This is a genomic window from Burkholderia sp. SRS-25 (assembly GCF_004343765.1).
Taxonomy (GTDB): domain Bacteria; phylum Pseudomonadota; class Gammaproteobacteria; order Burkholderiales; family Burkholderiaceae; genus Burkholderia; species Burkholderia contaminans.
The window spans coordinates 158,684-181,153 of the sequence record NZ_PTXM01000019.1 but is presented as its reverse complement, the minus strand read 5'-3'; the positions used below and the strand labels follow the sequence as shown (position 1 = coordinate 181,153).

Annotated in this window: 11 protein-coding genes; 4 read left to right on the top strand and 7 right to left on the bottom strand. The window is 66.0% G+C overall.

All coding sequences use genetic code 11. The features are described from left to right. Positions 1-85: 85 nt before the first annotated feature. Positions 86-1,453, bottom strand: coding sequence for an undecaprenyl-phosphate glucose phosphotransferase (locus C5O79_RS26280; RefSeq protein ID WP_122474677.1), 1,368 nt, complete (start codon positions 1,451-1,453; stop codon positions 86-88). 528 nt (positions 1,454-1,981) lie between these two features. Continuing rightward, a complete protein-coding gene (locus C5O79_RS26275) occupies positions 1,982-3,583 on the bottom strand; it encodes a hypothetical protein (protein WP_122474678.1) in 1,602 nt (533 codons plus the stop codon). Positions 3,584-4,559: 976 nt separating this feature from the next. Here C5O79_RS26275 and C5O79_RS26270 point away from each other — a divergent pair. Continuing rightward, positions 4,560-5,402, top strand: a complete 843-nt coding sequence (locus C5O79_RS26270) for a peptidyl-prolyl cis-trans isomerase (RefSeq protein ID WP_122474679.1) — start codon at positions 4,560-4,562, stop codon at positions 5,400-5,402. Between the two features lie 452 nt (positions 5,403-5,854). Here C5O79_RS26270 and C5O79_RS26265 read toward each other — a convergent pair whose 3' ends face one another. The 4 genes from C5O79_RS26265 to C5O79_RS26250 are packed head-to-tail and all read right to left on the bottom strand — an operon-like array spanning position 5,855 to position 10,091. Further along, on the bottom strand, positions 5,855-6,175 hold the full coding sequence (locus C5O79_RS26265) for an XRE family transcriptional regulator (RefSeq protein ID WP_122474680.1): 321 nt from the start codon (positions 6,173-6,175) through the stop codon (positions 5,855-5,857). Continuing rightward, complete coding sequence (locus C5O79_RS26260; RefSeq protein WP_122474681.1) at positions 6,172-6,507, bottom strand: SymE family type I addiction module toxin; 336 nt, start codon at positions 6,505-6,507, stop codon at positions 6,172-6,174. The genes C5O79_RS26265 and C5O79_RS26260 overlap by 4 nt, the downstream gene beginning before the upstream one ends. 29 nt (positions 6,508-6,536) lie before the next feature. After that, complete coding sequence (locus C5O79_RS26255; RefSeq protein WP_131931852.1) at positions 6,537-6,743, bottom strand: hypothetical protein; 207 nt, start codon at positions 6,741-6,743, stop codon at positions 6,537-6,539. 48 nt (positions 6,744-6,791) lie between these two features. Further along, positions 6,792-10,091: an ATP-binding protein gene (locus C5O79_RS26250; protein ID WP_236862355.1), complete on the bottom strand. Its 3,300-nt coding sequence runs from the start codon at positions 10,089-10,091 to the stop codon at positions 6,792-6,794. A gap of 211 nt (positions 10,092-10,302) precedes the next feature. Between C5O79_RS26250 and C5O79_RS26245 the strand changes: the two genes are divergently transcribed. From C5O79_RS26245 to C5O79_RS26235, 3 genes are all read left to right on the top strand, one after another. After that, positions 10,303-19,830, top strand: a complete 9,528-nt coding sequence (locus tag C5O79_RS26245; RefSeq protein WP_236862356.1) for a YadA-like family protein — start codon at positions 10,303-10,305, stop codon at positions 19,828-19,830. A 95-nt stretch (positions 19,831-19,925) separates the two neighbouring features. Continuing rightward, positions 19,926-20,648: an OmpA family protein gene (locus C5O79_RS26240; protein WP_122474683.1), complete on the top strand. Its 723-nt coding sequence runs from the start codon at positions 19,926-19,928 to the stop codon at positions 20,646-20,648. Between the two features lie 273 nt (positions 20,649-20,921). After that, on the top strand, positions 20,922-21,647 hold the full coding sequence (locus C5O79_RS26235; protein WP_122474684.1) for a response regulator transcription factor: 726 nt from the start codon (positions 20,922-20,924) through the stop codon (positions 21,645-21,647). A 115-nt stretch (positions 21,648-21,762) separates the two neighbouring features. On the opposite strand, the gene C5O79_RS26230 is transcribed toward C5O79_RS26235, so the two are convergent. Then, positions 21,763-22,452 (bottom strand): response regulator transcription factor, encoded by a 690-nt coding sequence (locus tag C5O79_RS26230; protein WP_039369657.1) that lies wholly within the window; start codon positions 22,450-22,452, stop codon positions 21,763-21,765. Between the last annotated feature and the right edge of the window lie 18 nt (positions 22,453-22,470).

The following is a 22,470-nucleotide window of genomic DNA, read 5'->3' as shown; positions in this document are numbered from 1 at the left end:
CGCAGCGGGCCCGTCGAGGCGGGCCTGCGTCTTGGTCAATCGGGGAGCGGCGGCATCGCGCCGCCATCGCGAACGGCGTTGCCGTTCAGTACGCGTTGGGATGCACGATCCCTTTCAGCACCGTCGCGCCAATGATTCGAAGATCGAGCGCGAACGACCAGTTGCGCAGGTAGTACAGGTCGTACTCGACACGCGACTGCATGCTTTCGAGCTGCTCGGTCGCGCCGCGCAGGCCGTTGACCTGCGCCCAGCCCGTGATGCCGGGCTTGATCCGGTAGCGGTGGATGTAGCCGTCGACGAGCGTGCGGTATTGCGCGTCGTGTTCCACCGCATGCGGGCGCGGGCCGACCACCGACATGTCGCCGAACAGCACGTTGATGAACTGCGGCAATTCGTCGAGGCTCGTGCGGCGCAGGAACGCGCCGACTTTCGTCACGCGCGGGTCGTTGCGTTTCGCTTGCACGACCGTCCCGGGCGACGGCGCATGCACGCGCATCGTGCGGAACTTGTAGATGTCGAACGTGCGGCCGTCCGCGCCGCGCCGCTTCTGCGTGAACAGCACCGGTCCGGCCGAGGTCAGCCGGATCGCGACGGCGATCGCGAGCAGCAGCGGCATCAGCGTGATCAGCACGACGGTGGCGAACAGCCGGTCGAAGACCGCCTTCGCGGCCAGCGCGCCGCGCGACAGCGGCGGTGCGGCCAGCGAGATCGCCGGCTCGCCGAGGATCTCCTCGATACGGCTTCCGAACAGCGCATGCTTGCTGACGTCGGGCATCAGGCGCAGCTCGACGAAGTCGTGCCGGAATTCGTCGATCACGCGCGTGATCGTGGCGTCGTCGTCGAGCGGCAGCGCGATCCAGATCTCGTCGGCGTGCTCGCGGCGCACGGTTTCCACGAAGATGGCCAGGGCGGCGGGCGGCAGCGTGTCGCCGATCGTTTCGCATGCGCCGACGATCCGGTAGTGCGACGCGGCGTCGCCCAGTGCGTCGGTGAGTCGTGCGATGCGGGCGCTGTCGCCTACAACGGCCACGCGGGCGGGTGTCGCCGGCACGCGCAGGCTGCGCCGGCGCGCGATGCTCAACGCGATCCGGAACAGGACGAGCACGATCGCGACACCGACGGTCCAGTCGAAGAACCATGTCAGCAGCAGCATCGTCACGGTGGTCAGCGCGAGCAGCTTCACGAACACGAAGCCCTGCACGACGAGCCACAGCGCGAGCGTGCGCAGTGCGTAGCGCATTGCGGGATGCGGGCGGCCGTCGAGGCCGATGCCCGCGAGCCGCAGCAGGAACGCCGCGAGCAGTGCGCTGACGCCGACCAGCAGCGATTCGGTCCTGAGCGTGGCCAATGATCCGAGCGATCCTCGGTGCGTCGCGGCCGCGATCGCGACGATGACGGCGACGTCGACCGCGCACACGACGATTTCGTGGCGAGGCCCGTGTTCGGTCTTCATGCTGTCCGTTTTTCCTTGCCGTCGCGCACGCCCTCGGAGTGCGTACCGCGCATGGCTTCGTTCCACCTGCCGCGTGACAACGCGGCGCCGTGCCCGGCGCATAGCTGGGTGCTGTCGGGCAGTACGGCGAGTCTATGAGCGACGGCAGGGCGGAACCATCGGACGGAAAGCCAACCCCTGAACGAATTTTTTCGGACTGGTCCGGACCGGGTTCGGACTCTCGATCAACGATGTCAGGGATGGTTAAACGGCGTGCCGGTCGGGAAAAATTTCCTTCCGTGGCGCGCGCGTTGGCGGTGGCGAGTGGGGGGAGAACGAGCGTGGATTTGCGACCGGGATGTTTGCGCGGCCGCGGCGGGGTTCATGCAATCGGCTGGCTGACGGCGAGCTGCGCGCGCCGGGGGCTTCGTATCGTTGGCGGGCGAAGCGGCACCGGGCCGTCGGCCACGTCATTGGCGCGATTGGCGTCGTGGTCGGCGATTCGACCGGTCCGATTGCCGGACCAGTCGGAGGCTGAGTGGCGGCCGGTTACCTGCCGACGCGATTCCGAAGGTCCACCGTCACCTCGTCGAGCACCGGCCGCCAGTCTGCGAACATTCGCTGGCGATAAAGCGTCGCACTCGGATAGAACGGGCTGTCACGCCGGTCATGCTGCCAGACCCAATGCGGGTTCGCATCGAGCAGCACCCAGGTGGACTGGCCCAGCGCGCCGCTCAGGTGCGCGACCGACGTGCAGACGGTGATCACCAGATCGAGCGCGCCGACGAACGCGGCGGTGTCGTCGAGCGTCTTCCATTCGCGCGTCATGTCGATCACGTCGAACCCGGTCGCCTTCGCGGCTTCAACGTCATGCTGCGCGCCCGGTTGCAGCGAGTAGAACGCGACGTCCTTCTGCATGCCGGCAAACGCATCGGCGTAGCGCTCGAGCCCGACCCGGCGGAAGCGGTTGCGTTGATGGGTGAGGCTGCCTGTCCACGCGAGGCCGACCTTCAGCCGCGTCTCGCCGGATAGCGCGTGGCGCCATGCGTCGGTGGCTGCGGCATCCGCATGGAGGTAAGGCGCTGACATGAAGAGGGCATCCGTGTCGAGGCCGAGCATCCACGGAATACTCATCAGCGGCAGTTCGTAGTCGAAGTGGGGCAGGTGCTCGACGCGGGTATGAGTATCGAACACGTCGGCGTGATCGCCGAGGCTGCGTTCGATCAGGGCGCCCATCTGCGGAAACACATTCCACACGAGCCGCCCGCCTTCGCGATGCACGCGCTCCGCGAGCAGCGGCACGTAGCGGCTGAACTGCAACACGTCGCCGATGCCTTGTTCGCCCCAGACGAGCAGCGTCTTGCCGGCAAGCGACTCGCCGCCCCAGCGCGGCCGGGCAAACCCGGGCAGCGTGTCGCGCAGCTCCGCCGCGCCGTGCCAGCGCGCCTCGTAATCGTTCCATCCCGATGCGAAGTCGCCACGCGCGAGCCGCAGCAGCGACAGGTTGTGGCGGTGCGCCAGGTCCTTCGGATCGAGGGCGCAAGCACGTTGCGCGTACTGCTCGGCTTCGTCCCACCGTTGCGCTTCCTTGAGCACGGCGGTCGCATTGTTGGCCGCGAGCGGGCTGTCCGGCGCAAGCGTGACGGCACGCGTGGCTGCGCGCAGTGCGCCGTCCAGGTCGAAGCGATTGAGGCGCGTGATGACCGCGTTGGTCCACGCGTTTGCGTTGCCCGGATCGTCGTCGAGTGCGCCTTCGATGAAGGCGTGTTCCAGCTCGGGATCACCGCCCGATTGCCGGATCGCAAGCGCGAGATTGTTCTTCAGCGATGGCCATGCGGGCGCGAGCGCGAGCGTCTCGCGATACGGAACGATCGCTTCCGCGTGACGCCCGGCCATCTGAAGTGCATAACCGCAATTGAACGCCGCCGCCGGCGAAGCGGGATGCTGTTGCCAGTGCATGACGGCAAGCTCGGCAGCGCGGGAGAGATCGCCGCGCTCGATCAACGTTTGCGTGGCTGCGGCGACGGACTCGTCGAGCATGCCGGGCGCGGCCTGCGCTTCGACCGATACGGATTGCGTCGTATCGGCGAGGTCGGCCGGCAGTCGGGGAATGTCGGCGAGCGTGGGCATGTCGTGCGAGGTGATCTGCATGGGGGGGCTCTCCGGAAAGCCGTTCGTGCGTCGGGCGGCGAGCGGCTGCATCGTGAATCGGGAGGGCTGACAACACTTCGCGATGCGAAGCATGGCGCCGGATGGCATCGCGGGCTGTCGTTCCGGTTGAAGTGGAAGGCCCGGTGCCGTGATGCGCTCCACTTTATGCAGGTGCCATGGGCAAATGAATAGGACATGTCCTAAACGGTTGAGTTTGAAGATTGGAAACGTGCGTACCTCTTGCGTATGCCGACAGGAAGACCTGTTGGACGTGTCCTTGTAGGCCCGGTCTGATTCAGGCGTATCGCGGGGCCCATGTAAGACCTGTCCGATGGAGATCGGCGTTGTCTGCGTCTTTAATGCAAGACATTCGGGGCCGGGATGGCTGGCTTCGGCTTGATGAGGAGGTCGGACGATGATCGATGGGGTGACAGCGAACCCGCTTGCGTTGCCGGCGGGCGAAGTCGCATGAACACGGGCGCGTCTGCCGCGCGAGCGATCGAAGAAATTACGCGTATTAGGACCCGGCTGATTGTGCGGACGCTGATCGTTCTTCGACAATGCGCAGGTCGGGCGGCCGCATGGTATGTGCCCGACGCCTCGTATCCGAAGCATGTCTTCGTTCAATGCGCTGCCCGGCTTCGGGCAGCGTCTTTTTCCCGGCCGCATGCGCGCGCCGATCGACCCGATCGAGCGATGCGTGGCGCGCGGACACACGTGAATGCCTTGCGGCGGCCGGTGGGCTCGGCCGTTCATCGACCCTTCAGGTCGCAGGTTGGGAGAACGCTGCCTCATGCGAGCGCAGGGCATTCACCTCTGTCTGCGGGCGCCCGCTTCACGTTCCCGACACGCCGTCGCGTATTCGCGTGCGCGCGGCCATCCTGGCGCCGACCCGATCGGTCGCCTGCAGCGGCCACGCTGCTTTCCCTGTCGCCGCGATTGCGCGGCTTTTCCACTCCACAATGAAGGACACTTCATGAAGAAGCATCATCTTTCCATCGTATCCACCCTGATCGCACTCGCGTGTGCCGGCGGCATGCCAGCTGCGCGCGCCGCCGGCCCGAAACCCGATTCGTCATTGCCGCCGGGTGTCGAGGCGGTCGTGAACAACGTGCCGATTCCGCGTATCGACATCGACGAAGCGATCAAGACGTCCGGTCAGCCCGACACGCCGGCACTGCGCGCGCAGGTCAAGCAGAACCTGATCATCCAGAAGCTGATCGAGCAGGCTGCCGAGAAGGCGGACTACGGCGTCCGTCCGGAAGTGAACAAGGTCGTGATGCGTGCCCGCACGATCGCTTCGACGGATCTCTACCTGCACGAAATGGCCCGCCCGCAACCGGTGACCGACGCGCAGGTCAAGGCACGTTACGACCAGATCGTCGCGAGCGCCGCGCCGTTCCAGTACCGCGCGGAAGTGATCGCCGTGCGCAGCCCGGCAGAGGCGAACGAGATCGTCGCGGAACTGAAGAAGGGCACCGCGTTCGACGCACTCGCGAAGAAGTTCAACACGACGCCGAACGGCGGTATCGCCGAATGGGCCGACCTGCATACGCCGGTGGCGGAAGGGAACACGGCCGGCGTGCCGGTTCCGGTCGCACAGGCGATCACGACGCTGCAGCCGGGCACTATCTCGGCGCCGATTCGGGTGGGCGACGCCTTCGCGGTCGTGAAGCTCGACGAGAAGCGGAAGACCGTCGTGCCGACGTTCGACGCGGCGAAGAACGTGCTGCGCCAGCAGCTCGAAGCTCAGGCGGATCAGCGGGCGATGGCTGCGCTGGTCGAGAAGCTTGCTTCGCAGGCGACGATTCAGCAGTAAGTCGGTGGTGTGTGAAGGGCTGCCCGGGCTGTCTGGCGCTTTTGCGACGGACAGGCGGGCAGCCCGCTTTTTGTTTGTATCGGAATCGTTTCAGCGTATGGCTGAACAGTGCGTCAGGGGCGAACGTCGTGAGATTGCCGACGCGCGTTGACGCATCGCAGAATCAGCCTGGTCTGATTGGTTGTAACGATCGTTCACGCTAAATTGAACAGGTGTGGTATCGGAGGGGCTTCGGCGGCGACCGTTGGGCCCGGTCGCAGTCATGCTATCCATTGATGGCGCTACTCCTAACGCTGCCTTATGCGAGCGCCGAAGATATTCCGGTGCCACACACTTCCATTCTGAGGAGCGGTGGGCACCCTGGTACGACCGAGGGTGCGTCGCCTGAGTCGCATTGGCGGCGGCCGGAGCCGGCCACCGCACACACTACTTTCCATCTACTCCGACAACCGTCAGATCGAAACCGTGATACCCACCGGCCCCGTTTCCGTCGCGGGCCGCACCACGATTTCCACATGCTGGCCGAGCGATGCGAGCGTCACTATCAGCGTTTCCAGCGAAACGTTCCGAAGCCTGTCGCGCTGCTCCGGTGTAACCACCGGCCGGGTCATCTCGGCCAGCGCGGCAGCCTCATCCTCGCTCAGGCCACGCGACGCGATCAGCGCATTGAGCTTCAGCACGAGCGCGGACTTGGCCGCCAGTTCCCCGACGTCGTAAAGGTCGAAATCGGACGATACGTCGTCGGTGTGTTGCTTCGGGGCATCTTGGTTCATTGTGCTTCTCCTGCCATCACCGATTCCAGTTGCCGGCCCGTTGCGGGATCGTCGTCGGGGCGTTCGCGCCTTGCGCGATGATCGCTGCCCGCATCATCGATCGGGGTAATCACCAGCCGCTTGTGCGATACCTCGATCTGCAAGCGCTGCTCGGGATCGAAACCCGCTGCCTCGATCCACCGGCCGGACAATTTCGTCCACAGATACATGACAGGCGGCGCCATGTCGGTCAGCCTGATGTGCGGGACGAGGTGGCCAGATTGAGACGACGATTGCGGGGAGAAAAAACAATCGCGGAAATACGTCGGTGCGTTATGATTCGCGCCAGCCATGGTCAACTCCTCTGTTGAGTTGGTTGTGGTCAGCGGCCCGCAGGTGTTGTTGTCACCTGCGGGCCGCGCTCGTTTACGCAGCGAATTTCGATCGCCATTCCATTACATGCTTGGCAGGTCGAAATGACCGAACATTCGAAGCGAAAACGTGCAACCACTTTACCGAGATTGACTGCGGGCTGATATCGGTCTTGTACGGTTTTATCGACATTGGCCATTTGGCCGATGCCTTGCATCCTTGATGCTCAACGATTCTAGGGCTGTTGCGCCGGCGGACCGCTTCGTCACTTCATCGCCGATATGTCAGAAAACGTGTCGGCCGGGTGTTGCGACTCGCCTGGCGCACGTCGCTCGAGGATCTCTTTCGCGTCGCGCCGATAGCGCTCGAACTCACGCGCGAACGCTGCGGCGTCGCCCGCCAGCGCCAACGCTTCCATCGATGCGCAAAGACCGGATATCTCATCCTCGCCGATCATCGCGAACGCGCCGCGCATGCTGTGAATCTCCGTGCGGGCAGCCTTCAGGTCGCCATCCTGCAGCGCCCGCGCGATTGCGACATTCGACCGGTGCGCGGTGTCCGAAAGCACCTTGTGCAGATCATGAGGCAGCGGCCCGAGCCGGCGCGACGGTGGCGGAGCGTGCGGCGCCTGCGACGGCCCGGTGTGCTTCGTGATCGCCAGCTCGAGCGATTTCAACGACGTCGGCTTCGCGACGATTTCGTCGATCCCCGCTTCCCGCGCGAGGCGCAATTCATCCGGCTCGGCATGCGCGGTCACCGCGAGAATCGGCCTTGCGCGGCCTCGCTCACGCAGCACGCGCGCAAACGCGTAGCCGTCGAGTCCCGGCATGTTGAGATCGGTCATCACGAGCGCATAGTCGTGCCGGTCGACGAGGTCGAGCGCTTCGGCGACGCTCGACGCAACATCGGCCGGATAGCCTAGAACGTCGAGCTGATCGTGGATCAGCGAACGGTTCACCGGGTTGTCGTCGACGAACAGCACGCGGGCGTTCGGCGCGTCGGCCCCCGCGTCGGCACGCGCGGCGCCCGGCCGGTGATCGAGCGGCAGCGGCAGCGTAATGATGAACGTCGAGCCGACACCCGGCACACTGTCGACCGCAATGTTGCCGCCCATCGATTCGACGAGCTTGTGGCTCAGCGCAAGCCCGATGCCGGTGCCCCCGAAACGCCGCGCGATCGACCTGTCGGCCTGCGCGAACGGCTCGAATATGTGCGCGAGCTGGTCGGCCGTCATCCCGATCCCCGAATCGCTGACGCGGATCGTCACCGGCGTCGCATCGACCGCCGATGCCGATACCGACAGCGCGACCGTGCCGCGATCGGTGAACTTGATCGCGTTGCTGACCAGGTTCACGACGATCTGCCGCACACGCATCGGGTCGCCAACGTACGCATGCGCGACGGCCGGGTCGATATCCACGCGCAGCGCGACGCCCTTCGCGGCGGCCATCGGCTCGAACAGGTCGGCGAGGTCGCGCATCAGGTCGTCGATGCGGAAGCTGGTGGCTTCGAGCGTCATCCGGTCGGCCTCGATCTTCGTCATGTCGAGCACGTTGTTCAGCATGTCGAGCAGCATCCGCGCGGCCGACGTGACCGCATGCAGTCGGCGCTTCTGCCGGCTCGGGTCGGGCGCCTTGTCGAGCAGCTCGAGATTGCCGAGCATCGCGTTCAGTGGTGTGCGGATCTCGTGCGTGATCGTCGCGAGGAAGGTCGACTTTGCACGATTCGCGCTGCCGAGCGCGCGCTCGGCATCGGCGCGCGTCGTGATGTCGGAGAAGCTGCACAGCAGCGTGTCGCGGCCCTTGTAGCGCACGCGGACGAAGTTGATGAGAAGGTCGCGCGTGCGGCCATCGGTCAGCGTGACCGGCAGTTCGACGTCGAGCTGAAATGCGTCGCCGTCCTGGCGCTCGCGGTAGCGCGCCAGCAGGCGTTCATGCAGCGGCGGTGAGCCGGCCTCCTTCTCGTAGAGTTCCATCATCCGGTTGCGCAGCAGCACCTGGCGCGAGCCGAGCGAAATCAGGCCGATGCCGAACGGCGCGGTCGCGATGATCGCGCGGCTCATCTGCTCACTTTCGAACACGCGGCGCGAGCGGCGGAACAGCGGCGCGAACAGTTTCAGGTCGAACGTGATCACGAGCCCCCACAGCACGGCGAGCATCAGCGCGGTCGTGCCGAATTCGCGCAGCATCGCGGGCCAGATCGCATGGGCGATCATCCGCCACGAATACGCATAGACGATCGCGAAACCCGTATCGGAAACCCGGTCGCTGACCGTGAAGATGCCGTCCCGATAGTTCGCAGTGAGCCGGTCGAGGCCGTGCCGCCAGTCGCCATCGGCGAGTGCGTCACGCATCAGCGCAGCGCCGTCGGTCGCCGCGTCGGTGCGGTCCGCGCTCAGCAGGATGCGGCCGGTTTCGTCGACGAGCATGGCCACCGTGTCGTCGGGCGCGTGGTCCATCCGGTCGGCGATCACATCGACGTCGAGGTCGCTGACGAACGTCATCACGTGATCGAGGCCGTCGAATACCGGCTCGACGAGGCGAAACACTGTCTTGCCGGTAAGCGGATCGACCGCGGGCGGCTGCCATGCGATGTGGCGGGTGTTGCGCCAGTGGCGCGCGATCGCCGGATTGCGCCAGTCGACGACGTCGAATGCCAAACGATCGATCAACGCATGCGTGTCATGAACGCCCATGCGGGCAAGCAGGTCAGGGTACGGCGTGTTCGGCGGCGGCGTGATCGCGATCACGCGGTGATCGGGGCTGTACGCATAGCCGGTGATCGGGCGCCCGGTCTGGCGCTCGGCCGCCGCGATCGAGATCGTTTGGCGTTCCATCAACTGCACGTAGCGATCGAATTCGCCGTTGGCGGTGGCATCGGGCGTGGCCGCGACGAACACTTCGGTCGCGCCGCGCATCGGCGACAGCAGCACGTGCCCGTCGCGCCGCAGCGTATCGGACGATGCGCGCGCATGCGGAGGATGACCGTTCCACAGCAGCTCCGCATTGATCACCGCACGGCGCATCGACGCCTGCTTCGCATCGATTTCGAGTTGGACCAGCGCCTTGTGCGTCGTGAGCAGCTCGCGACGCTTCGAGATGTAGTCGCGCACCGAGCCGGTAAGCAGGATGCTCGCCGCGAACAGCATCACGAGCGACAGGAGCACGGTGCCGCCATACAGCGTGAAGCGCTGGTAGCGGTGCAGCAGGCCCAGATCGCGCGGCTCACCGCCGATCGAAGCGAACGGCGCGCCGGCATCCGCCTGGGACGCGAAGAGATGTCGAATGGGCATGGAGCGAATACCGTGAATCGATGCGCAAATCAGGAGCCGCGAACGGCGCGCGCGGCGCAGGCCGCGCGCAAGCCGGGACGTGGGGCGATATCCGTAAGCCGTGTGGTGAGGCAGGCGAATCGCGCTGCCGGCTCGGGGGAACGAGCGAATTATCGGGATAGTGGAGTCGCCCGTATGTAGGGCAATCCGAAACAGTCGAGGGCAATGACTAAGACCAGTCCTATTTGTTCGAGCACTTGCGCGATGCGTATATAAATCCCGCCGCGCGCGCATGTCAAATCAAATCGAAATTCGATCAAGAGAACGTAGCATCGGGGTGGTTTGGCACAGGCGATTGTCAAGCAACGTCAGGCTAGGACCGGTCCTACAAAATAAGTCGTCACACGTCCGGCCGTCTGATTAACCAAATGACAGCCGATCAATACATTGGCATCTGTGGACGAGGCTTGTCCTTTCTTCTTCTCTTTCTACAGAGGCTATCAACGTGAACAAGACTTATCGGACCGTCTGGAACGCGACGACGGGCACCTGGGCGGCAGCGCCCGAAACGGCGCGGATGCGCACGAAATCCAAATCGAGCTCGGCGATGAAGTCGTCGGTGTCGGCGGCGGTCGCGGTGATGGCCGGGGTTGGGGGCGGGGCGATGTCGGTCGATGCGATGGCGCAGGCTGCCAACGGTGGCGGGTCGTTGTCGCTTTGCGCTCCAGGAACGGGTGCGACCGGGACGACATTTGGCGGTGGTAATACCGTCGGCACACGGACAACGGCGGCATGCGGCACCGCGATCCCGAACTTCAGGCTCAGTGAAGGTCACGAGAGGTCGTTCCAGCTGTACAACAACAGTAACGTCAACGGCAGCGGCATCGGTCAGGCAAGCGCTGCGACCGAGGCAGGCATCAGCGGCACCGTTGATGGGCACCTCTTCTTGCTGGGCGGATCCGGCGTGCACCTCCGTGGGCCGGTGGATTTCGACAGCAACGCGAGCATGACGAACCACCGCATCACGAACCTGGCAGCGGGTAGCGCCGGGACGGATGCGGTTAACGTGAATCAGTTGAATGCGGCGGTTGCGGCTAGCAACAACCCATATGTGGCGATCAGCACCGGGGCATATGCTTCGGCGACGCCCGCTGTTGCGACTGCTGCCAACAGCGCGACTGCGGTGGGCGGGAATGCGCGCGCGACCGGCATTTCGGCGGTGGCGCTCGGCGGCAACACGGTAGCGAGCAACCAGAATGCGACCGCTATCGGCACGCTGTCGCAAGCAACAGGGTCGGAAAGCGTTGCGGTCGGCACGAGCGCACGGGCAACAGGCGCCAATTCATCTGCATTCGGGCAAGGTACCGTCGCGCAGGCGGCCGGTGCGACGGCAATCGGTTCGGGGGCCAACTCAGGCACGGCCAACTCCATTGCGATGGGACGCAACGCCGTGGTCAATGCCGGTGGGGTGACTGGCGCCAACTCGTCGATCGCGATCGGCAATGGCGCCGTGGCGGGCGGTACGGACACGATCGTCATCGGGACGAGCGCGTCGCATTCGGGATCGGGCGCGACGGTGGTGGGTGCGAATGCCAGCGCGGCAGGCGGTGGCGCGGGCGTCGCAGTGGGGAACAGAAGCTCGGCGTCCGGGAACGCTGCAGTCGCGCTTGGGCAGAGCTCGACGGCAAGCGGCCAGAATTCCGTTGCGTTGGGTACCGGTAGTACCGCGAGCGCAGCAAACACCGTTTCCGTCGGTTCGGGAATGGTGCAGCGACGCATCACCAATATGGCAGCCGGTACGGCTGCGACCGACGCGGTCAATGTAAGCCAACTGACGGGTGCGACGAACGCACTCGGCGGTGGCGCAGGCGTGGGTGCTAACGGGACCGTCACGCAGCCGACCTACACCGTCGCCGGCAGGAACTACAACAACGTGGGCGACGCACTCGATGCGATTGCCGCGAACGGTGGCGATCCGGACTCGGTGAAGTACGACGACGCAACGCATCGCGCCGTCACGCTGGGTAACGCCGGCACGCCGGTGGCGATCCGCAACGTGGCGGCGGGTGCGCTGTCGGCGACCAGCACGGATGCCGTGAACGGCTCGCAGCTGTTCGCGACGAACACGCGTGTGGGCGACCTCGAAGATTCGCTGAAGGACGGCGGCGTGATCGACCCGATCACGGGTGAGTCGCTGGCGGTCGTGTACGACGGCACGACGAAGGACAAGGTCACGCTGCAAGGCGCGGACGGCACGACGCTGTCGAACGTGAAGGCCGGTGTGGCCGACATGGACGCGGTGAACGTGTCGCAGCTGAAGGATTCGGGCCTGATCGGCGACGACGGCAAGTCGATCGCCGCGGTGACGTACGACCGTAACGCGGACGGCACGCCGAACTACGGCACGGTCACGCTCGGCAACGGCGCGGGCCCGACGCAAATCAAGAATGTCGCGGATGCAACGGACGATCACGATGCACTGAACCTCGGTCAACTGAAGGGTACGGGCCTCGTCGGCGACGACGGCTCGGGCAACCTGACGTCGCTGGCCGTGACGTACGACAGCGCTGCGAAGGACACCGTCACGCTGGCCGGCGCAGACGGCACGACGCTGTCGAACGTGAAGGCCGGTGTGGCCGACATGGACGCAGTGAACGTGTCGCAGCTGAAGGATTCGGGCCTGATTGGCGACGACGGCAAGTCGATCGCCGCGGTGACGTACGACCGTAACGCTGACGGTACGCCGAACTACGGCACGGTCACGCTGGGCAACGGCGTAGGTCCGACTCAACTGAAGAACGTTGCGGATGCAACGGACGATCACGATGCACTGAATCTCGGTCAGCTGAAGGGCACGGGCCTGGTCGGTGACGACGGCTCGGGCAACCTGACGTCGCTGGCCGTGACGTACGACAGCGCAACGAAGGACAAGGTCACGCTGGCAGGCGGCGCGGATGGCACGACGCTGTCGAACGTGAAGGCCGGTGTGGCCGACATGGACGCGGTGAACGTATCGCAGCTGAAGGACTCGGGCCTGATCGGCGACGACGGCAAGTCGATTGCCGCGGTGACGTACGACGATGCGACGAAGACCTCGGTGACGTTGGGCAACGCCGGTACGCCGGTGGGAATCCACAACGTGGCGGATGGCGTGCTGTCGGCCACGAGCAAGGACGCAGTGAACGGCTCGCAGCTGTTCGCGACGAACACGCGTGTGGGCGACCTCGAAGATTCGCTGAAGGATGGCGGCGTGATCGACCCGATCACGGGTGAATCGCTGGCGGTCGTGTACGACGGGACGACGAAGGACAAGGTCACGCTGGCCGGTGGCGCAGACGGCACGACGCTGTCGAACGTGAAGGCCGGTGTGGCCGACATGGACGCGGTGAACGTGTCGCAGCTGAAGGGCTCTGGCCTGATCGGCGACGACGGCAAGTCGATCGCCGCGGTGACGTACGACCGTAACGCGGACGGCACGCCGAACTACGGCACGGTCACGCTCGGCAACGGCGCGGGCCCGACGCAAATCAAGAACGTCGCGGCAGGTGTCGACGGTACGGACGCAGTCAACCTCAATCAGATGAACACGGGCCTGTCGGATCTGGAGGATCGCCTCAAGGGCGCCGACCTGCGTTTCGTGAAGGTCAACGCCGACCCGGTGACGGGCACGCCCGCGCTTGCGACGGGTGCGCTGGCGGTCGCCATCGGTTCCGGTGCGCAGGCCGCGGGTGCGAACTCGCTGGCGCTGGGCAGCGGCGCGCGTGTCTCCGGCGCGGGGTCGGTCGCGATCGGCTACAACTCGGTCGCGAACCAGAACAACGTCGTGTCGGTCGGCAGCGTCGGCAACGAGCGCCGGATCGTCAACGTCGCGGATGGCGACGTGTCGTTCCAGAGCACGGACGCGGTCAACGGCGGCCAGCTGTATGCCGCGATGAACGACCTGTCGACGTCGGTGAGCTCGAAGACGCAGCAGGCGATCGACAGCTTCTCGTCGGCGATCGACGAAAAGACGAAGGCCGCGATCGACGAGATGAATGCGCAGTCGATCAAGCCGATGGACGTCACTGATCCGCTGGTCGCGATCGAAGGCGTGCGTGGCGACAACCTGGCTTCGTTGAACGGTGCGGATCCGAGCACGGCAACGGCCGCGGCGATTGGTTCGTCGACGGTCGCGAGCGGCGCGAACGCGGTGGCGGTCGGCCTGCAGAGCGGCGCGCTTTCCGACAACTCGGTGGCGATCGGCAGCTTCGCGCAAACGGGCGCGGGCCAGCCGTACTCGGTCGCGATGGGTTCGAACGTGCAGACGAACGGCACGCAGGCCGTGGCGATGGGGGCGAACGCGCAGGCCAACGCGGACTACGCGACGGCGATCGGTAACAACGACGTGCAGGCAATCGGCACGGGTTCGGTCGCGGTCGGTAGCGGTGCGAACGTGCGTGCGGGCGCAACGAACTCGATCGCGATGGGCACCGGTGCGAACGTTGCACGCAACGTCCAGGGCGCGATGGCGCTCGGCTCCGGTGCGACCGCCACGACGAACGGCGGTATCGCGCTGGGCGACAACGCGCTGGCAAACCGGGCGAACGCGCTGTCGATCGGCCGTGCGGGTGCGGAACGCCAGATCATCAACGTGGCGGCCGGTACGCAAAACACCGACGCGGTCAACGTGGGCCAGCTGAAGGGCGTGACCAGTGCGCTCGGCGGCGGTGCCGGCGTGGGCGCGGACGGCAGCGTCACGCAGCCGACGTACAGCGTGGGCGGCAAGGACTACAACAACGTGGGCGATGCGCTCGGCGCGATCGCGGCGAGCGGTGGCGATCCGGACGCGGTGAAGTACGACGACGGCACGCATCAGGCGATCACGCTGGGCAACGCCGGTACGCCGGTGGCGATCCACAACGTGGCGGAAGGCGCGCTGACGGCAACGAGCACGGATGCAGTGAACGGCGCACAGTTGTTCGCGACGAACCAGAGCATCGGCGATCTTCGTGACTCGCTGAAGGATGGCGGCGTGATCGACCCGGTGACGGGCGAATCGCTGGCGGTCGTGTACGACGGCACGGCGAAGGACAAGGTCACGCTGAAGGGCGCGGACGGCACGACGCTGGCGAACGTGAAGGCCGGCGTGGCCGACATGGACGCAGTGAACGTGTCGCAGCTGAAGGATTCCGGCTTGATCGGCGACGACGGCAAGGCGATTGCCGCAGTGACGTACGACGATGCGACGAAGGGCGCGGTAACGCTCGGCGGCGCGGGCGCGACGACGCCTGTCGCACTGAAGAACGTTGCTGACGCGAAGGACGATCACGACGCACTGAACCTTGGCCAGCTGAAGGACGCAGGCCTGGTCGGCGACGACGGTTCGGGCAACCTGACGTCGATGGCGGTGACGTACGACGGCGCGGCGCGCGACAAGGTCACGCTGCAAGGCGCGGACGGCACGACGCTGGCGAACGTGAAGGCCGGTGTGGCCGACATGGATGCAGTGAACGTATCGCAGCTGAAGGGCTCGGGCCTGATCGGCGACGACGGCAAGTCGATCGCCGCAGTGACGTACGACCGTCTCGCGGACGGCACACCGAACTACGCTTCGGTGACGTTCGGCCACGGCGCCGGCCCGACGCAACTGAAGAACGTGGCAGCGGCTACGGACAATACGGACGCGGTCAACTTCGGCCAGATGAAGGACTACGTGGGCGATCACTTGGGCGACCCGGGCCTTCCGGGCAATCCGCTTGCAGTCGCCTATGACGACGCAACCAAGGGCCAGGTCACGCTGGCAGGCGGCGCGGACGGCACGACGATCACGAACGTGAAGGCGGGCGAAGTGAGCGCGACCAGCACGGACGCGATCAACGGTGCGCAGCTGCATGGCACGGCACAGAGCGTGGCCGATGCGCTGGGCGGCGGCTCGACCGTGAGCGCGGACGGCAAGGTGACGAACCCGACGTACTCGCTGGCTGATCCGACGGACGGTTCGACGAAGACCGACTACCACAACGTGGGTGATGCGCTCGCGAACCTGGACGGCCGTACGTCGACGAACACGGAAAACATCACCGTGATCAACAAGCAGCTGGGCGATTCGGGTCTGGTCGATCCGGTGACCGGTCAGTCGATCGCTGCAGTGACGTACGACCGCAACGCGGACGGCACGCCGAACCTCGGTTCGGTGACGCTGGGCGGCGCGGACGCGACGACGCCGGTGGCGTTGAAGAACGTTGCCGACGGTACGGATCGCCACGACGCGATCAACCTCGGCCAGTTGCAGGATGCTGGTCTGGTGGCGCCGGTCGATCCGTCGAACCCGGGTGCGGGCCTGAAGTCGCTGGCGGTGACGTATGACGGCGTCGACCAGGACAAGGCCACGCTGAAGGGCGCGGACGGCACGACGCTGTCGAACGTGAAGGCCGGTGTGGCCGACATGGACGCGGTGAACGTGTCGCAGCTGAAGGGCTCGGGCCTGATCGGCGACGACGGCAAGGCAATTGCCGCGGTGACGTACGACCGTAACGCGGATGGCACGCCGAACTACGGCCAGGTGACGCTGGGTCATGGCGAAGGTCCGACGCAGCTGAAGAACGTCGCGAACGCGACGGACGACGGCGACGCGCTGAACCTCGGCCAGCTGAAGGAAGCGGGCCTGGTCGGCGACGATGGTTCGGGCAACCTGACCTCGCTCGCCGTGACGTACGACAACGCGGCGAAGGATGCCATTACGCTGGGCAACGCCGGTACGCCGGTGGCGATCCACAACGTGGCGGACGGCGTGCTGTCGGCCACGAGCAAGGACGCGGTGAACGGTTCGCAGCTGTACGCGACGAACACACGCGTGGGTGACATCGAGAACTCGCTGAAGGATGGCGGCGTGATCGATCCGGTCACGGGCAAGTCGCTGGCGGTGGTGTACGACGGCGCGGCGAAGGACACCGTGACGATGGCGGGCGCGGCCGGCACGACGATCGCGAACGTGAAGGCCGGCGTGGCCGACATGGACGCGGTAAACGTTTCGCAGCTGAAGGGCTCTGGCCTGATAGGCGACGACGGCAAGTCGATCGCCGCGGTGACGTACGACCGCAATGCGGACGGCACGCCGAACCTCGGTTCGGTGACGCTGGGCGGCGCGGGCGCGACGACGCCGGTGGCGTTGAAGAACGTCGCGGACGGCGTGGATCGTCACGACGCGATCAACCTGGGTCAGCTTCAGGACGCAGGGCTGGTTGCGCCGGTCGATCCGACGAATCCAGGTGCGGGCCTGACGTCGACGGCAGTCACGTACGACAAGCACGCGGACGGTTCGGTCAATTTCGACCAGATCACGCTGAAGGGCGGCGCGGACGGCACGAAGCTGTCGAACGTGGCGGCGGGCGAAGTAAGCGCGACCAGCAAGGACGCGATCAACGGCGCACAGCTGCACGGCACGGCGCAAAGCGTGTCCGATTCGCTGGGCGGCGGCTCGACGGTGGATGCAGACGGCACGGTGACGAACCCGACGTATTCGCTGGCCGACCCGACGGACGGCTCGACGAAGACCGAGTACCACAACGTCGGTGACGCACTGGCGAACCTGGACGGCCGTACGTCGACGAACACGGAGAACATCACCGTGATCAACAAGCAGCTGGGCGACTCGGGTCTGGTCGATCCGGTGACGGGCCAGACGCTTGCGGCGGTGACGTACGACCGTAACGCGGACGGCACGCCGAACCGCGGCTCGGTGACGCTGGGCGGTGCAGACGCGACGACGCCGGTGGCATTGAAGAACGTCGCCGACGGCGTGGACGCAAACGACGCAGTGAACGTGGGCCAGTTGCAGGCCGCGGGTATCGTTGCGCCGGTCGATCCGGAGAACCCGGGCAAGGGCCTGAAGTCGCTGGCCGTGACGTACGACGGTGTCGACCAGGACAAGGTCACGCTGAAGGGCGCGGACGGCACGACGCTCACGAACGTGAAGGCAGGCGCGGTAACGGCCACCAGCACGGACGCGATCAACGGTTCGCAGTTGCACGGCACGGCGCAGAGCGTGGCCGATTCGCTGGGCGGCGGCTCGACTGTCGATGCTGAAGGCAAGGTGACGAACCCGACGTATTCGCTGGCCGACCCGACGGACGGTTCGACGAAGACCGAGTACCACAACGTGGGCGATGCGCTTGCGAACCTGGACGGCCGCACGTCGACGAACACGGAGAACATCACCGTGATCAACAAGCAACTTGCCGACACGGGTCTGGTCGATCCGGTGACGGGCCAGTCGCTTGCAGCGGTGACGTACGACCGTAACGCGGACGGCACGCCGAACCGCGGCTCGGTGACGCTGGGCGGCGCGGACGCGACGGCTCCGGTGGCGTTGAAGAACGTCGCGGACGGTACCGATCGTCACGACGCGATCAACCTCGGCCAGTTGCAGGATGCTGGCCTGGTCGCACCGGTCGATCCGACGAACCCGGCTACGGGCCTGACGTCGCTCGCCGTGACGTACGACAAGCACGCGGACGGCTCGGCGAACTTCGACCAGATCTCGCTGAAGGGCGAGAACGGCACGACGATCACGAACGTGAAGGCCGGCGCGGTGAGCGCGACCAGCACGGACGCGGTCAACGGCTCGCAGCTGTACGGTGCATCGCAGAGCGTCGCGAAGGCACTGGGCGGCGGCGCGACGGTCGACGCGAACGGCAACGTCACGAACCCGACGTACACGGTCAACAACGAGAAGTTCGACAACGTCGGCGATGCACTCGACAACATTTCGAGCAGCCTCGTCCACGGTTCGATCGGCCTCGTGCAGCAGGACGAGACGACGCGCGACATCACGGTCGCGAAGGACACGGACGGCACGACCGTGAACTTCGCCGGCACGGCGGGCGACCGCGTGCTGACCGGCGTGGGCGCGGGCGTGGTGAGCGCGACGAGCAACGACGCGATCAACGGTTCGCAGCTGCACGGTACGGCGCAGAGCGTGGCCGACACGATCGGCGGCGGCACGACGGTCGATGCGGACGGCAAGCTTGCGGACACGTCGATCGAAGTGAACGGCAGCAAGTACAAGACCGTGGCTGAAGCAGTGCAGGCCGCGGCCGCGTACGGCGCGACCGATTCGCTCGCGGTGCGTTACGACCTGAACGGCGACGGCACGCCGAACTACGGTTCGGTGACCCTCGGCGGAACGGGCGCGGCGCCGGTGCGACTGACGAACGTCGCGAACGGCACGACGCAGTACGACGCCGTGAACTTCGGCCAGTTGAGCGAACTGAGCGACCGGATCGGCGGCGTCGACGATCGTGTCGGCCGGCTCGAGCAGAACCCGGGCGGCGGCGGTGGCGGCGGCGGCGGTTCGGGCGGCAGCGACTACTTCGCCGGCACGGACGTCGGCACGGGCACGACCCCGGCCAACGCCGGCAACGGCGTCGGCAACACGGCGGCCGGTTCGGGCGCCGTGGTCGGCACGGGCGTGAACAACGGCACGGTGGTCGGTTCGAACGCGAACGTGTCGGCGAGCAACGGCACCGCGATCGGTTCGGGTTCGAAGAGCTCCGCCGAAGGCGCCACGGCGATCGGCAACAACGCCAACGCGTCGGGCAGCAAGTCGGCGGCGATCGGCGACGGTGCGAGCGCATCCGGTTCGAACTCGGTCGCGCTGGGTGCCGGTTCGATGGCCACGAGCGACAACACCGTGTCCGTCGGTTCGGCAACGCAGCAGCGCACGATCTCGAACCTCGCGGACGGTGTGAACGCATCGGACGCAGCGACGAAGGGGCAGATGGACCGCGCAATCGGCGGCGTGCAGGGGCAGGTCAACGAGCTGTCGCGTAACGCTTACTCGGGTATCGCCGCAGCCACCGCGCTGACGATGATTCCGGGCGTCGATCCGGGCAAGACGTTGTCGTTCGGTATCGGCGGCGCGACGTTCCAGGGCTACCAGGCCGTGGCGTTCGGCGGCGAGGCACGCATCACGCAGAACCTGAAGATGAAGGCCGGCGTGGGCCTGTCGAGCGGTGGCAACACCGTCGGCGTGGGCGCTTCGTATCAGTGGTAACGCGCAGGGCGGGGCGCAAGCCCTGCCCGTGCCGGCTCCGTTCCCTTTTCACTCATCCTATTTTTTGTCGTCCGCCTTCGGGCGGACGTTTTCCCATGAAAATTTCCACCTTGTTGTTGCGCGCCGCATCGATCGGCGCAATCGCGATGGCGCTCGGTGCGTGCACGACGCAATCGGGCCTCACCTACGACATTCGCGCGGTATCGATCCCGGGCAAGCCGGACAACGTGTTCCGCGTGAGCTGCGACGGCCTGCTGGGCAGCGCGAACGCCTGTGCCCGTGCAGCCGAAGAGTTCTGCCAGGGCAAGGGCTTCACGCCGCTCGAGATGATCGACCGCGTGTACAGCCGCGCGCCGATGAAGGACCCGCGCGAGATCACGTTCATGTGCGGCAAGCCGCAGCCGGCGCCCGTCGCGGCACCGGTCGCGCAGCCGCAACCGCAGCCGGCCCCCGCGCCGCAGCCGGTGCCGCAGCGCCAGGTGCTGCTGCAGGGCGACGCGAACTTCGCGCTCGACAGCGCCGTGCTGTCGCCGCAGGCACGCGGCCAGCTCGACCGCTTCATCGACATCAACCGCGGCATCGAATTCCGCCGCGTGACGGTGACCGGCTTCACCGATTCGACGGGCAGCAAGACGCACAACCTCGCGCTGTCGGCTTCGCGGGCGCGCAACGTGATGAACTACCTGAACAGCAACGGCCTGAAGGCACAGTCGTTCGTGTCGGAAGGCGCCGGCGCCGCCGATCCGGTTGCGACCAACGCAACGGCCGAAGGCCGCGCGCAGAACCGTCGCGTCGAGATCCGGATCGATGCGCGCTGATACCGTACGCTGATACGCCGAACGGCGGGCATCGCTGATGCACCCGCTTCCTCGGCACGGTAGAAGGACAAAGCCGCCCGCTCGCTACGAGCCGGCGGCTTTTTTGTGCGTTCGCACATCTCGGCTCAGAGCCGATGGCCCGATTCATGGATACCACCCCGGTTTCATGCGAAGATAGCGCCCAATTACGATCCACGACGCGCGCGAGCGCCGTCGCCGGCCGGTGCATGGCGGTTTCCGTCACGACGCCAGGCTGCGCAAATCTGGACGACTATGGGAAGCTATCTGATACGCGTGGTACTGGCCGACGACCATCCGGCGATGCTCGCCGGTGTCGAGCACGGGCTGTCGTCGGTGCCGACGATCCAGCTGACCGGCAAGGCCGGCAGCTCGACCGAACTGATCCGGCTGCTCGATGCCGGCGCGTGCGACGTCGTGGTGTCCGATTACGCGATGCCGGGCGGCGCGCACGGCGACGGCATCACGCTGTTCTCCTACCTGCAACGCAACTACCCGGCGGCCAAGCTGGTCGTGCTGACCATGCTCGACAACCCGGCGGTGATCGGCGCGCTCACGCGGCTCGGCATCACCTGCATCGTCAGCAAATCCGATACGGTCGATCACCTGATTCCGGCGATTCATGCGGCCGCGACGGGCGGCACGTACTACTCGCCGTCGGTCGAGAAGGTCGTGCGCACGCTTACGTCGCATTCGAGCGCACGGGCCGTCGATCAGAAGCGCGAGTTGAGCGCGCGCGAGATCGAGGTCGTGCGCCTGTATGCGTCGGGCATGACGGTGAACGAGATTGCGGAGAAGTTGAGCCGCAGCAAGAAGACCATCAGCACGCAGAAGGCGCGCGCGATGGAAAAGATCGGTGTGGAGAAGGACATCGACCTGCTGCGCTATGCGATCGAGAATGGGATCGTCGCCGCTGCCGGCAGCGAAGGGCGGGGTGGGGAAGGGGAAGCCGAGGGCGCACCGGGCGTCGACCCGGCCTGACCGGAGCGCATGGGCACGCCCCGCTGCCCGTCCGTGCGGCGAAGCGCCGCCGGCGCGGATCAACACATCGGCGTCACGCGGGTGCCGATGCTTTCATCTCAACGTTTCAGGTAGATCAGTCCGCTTCGCCGGCCGCCTGCGCCGACGCATACCCGTAATCGGTCACGAGCCCGCACGAGATCGCATAGCGAACCAGATCGACGTCGCGCTCGATGCCGAGCTTTTGCATCGCCGAACTCTTCTGCGTGCTGATCGTTTTTTTGCTGCGATTCAGTTTCTCGGCGATGTCGTTCACCGACAGTCCCGACGCAAAGAGCCGGATCACCTCGACCTCGCGCACCGACAGCGCCGGCGCCTTGCCGGTCACGCTGCCCGCATTGCGGAGGATCTTGTCCATCGACGGCGACAGATACCGGCCGCTCGTATAGGCCGCGTGGATCGCCATCGTCAGGTGGTTCGGCAAGTCCGACTTGCTGACGATGCACGCGATGCCGAGATTGATCAGCGCGCGCAGCGCGACCGCGTTTTCCATCATCGTCATCACGACGACCTTCAGGCCGGGATGGCGCTTCAGGGCGGCCGTGAACAGCGCGAGCCCGTCGCCGTATTCGCTGCCGGGCATTGCATAGTCGGACACGAGCACGTCGCACGGGTGGCTCGCGAGTGCGTCCATCAGTTCCGTCGAGTTGTGCGCGGTCGCGACGACCGTAATGGTGTTCGTCGCCGACAGTTCGTAGCGCGCGCCGATGACGATCGCCGGATGGTCGTCGGCGATCACGATGCGGATGGGGAAGGTTTTGTTCATGATGTTCTCACGCGTTGC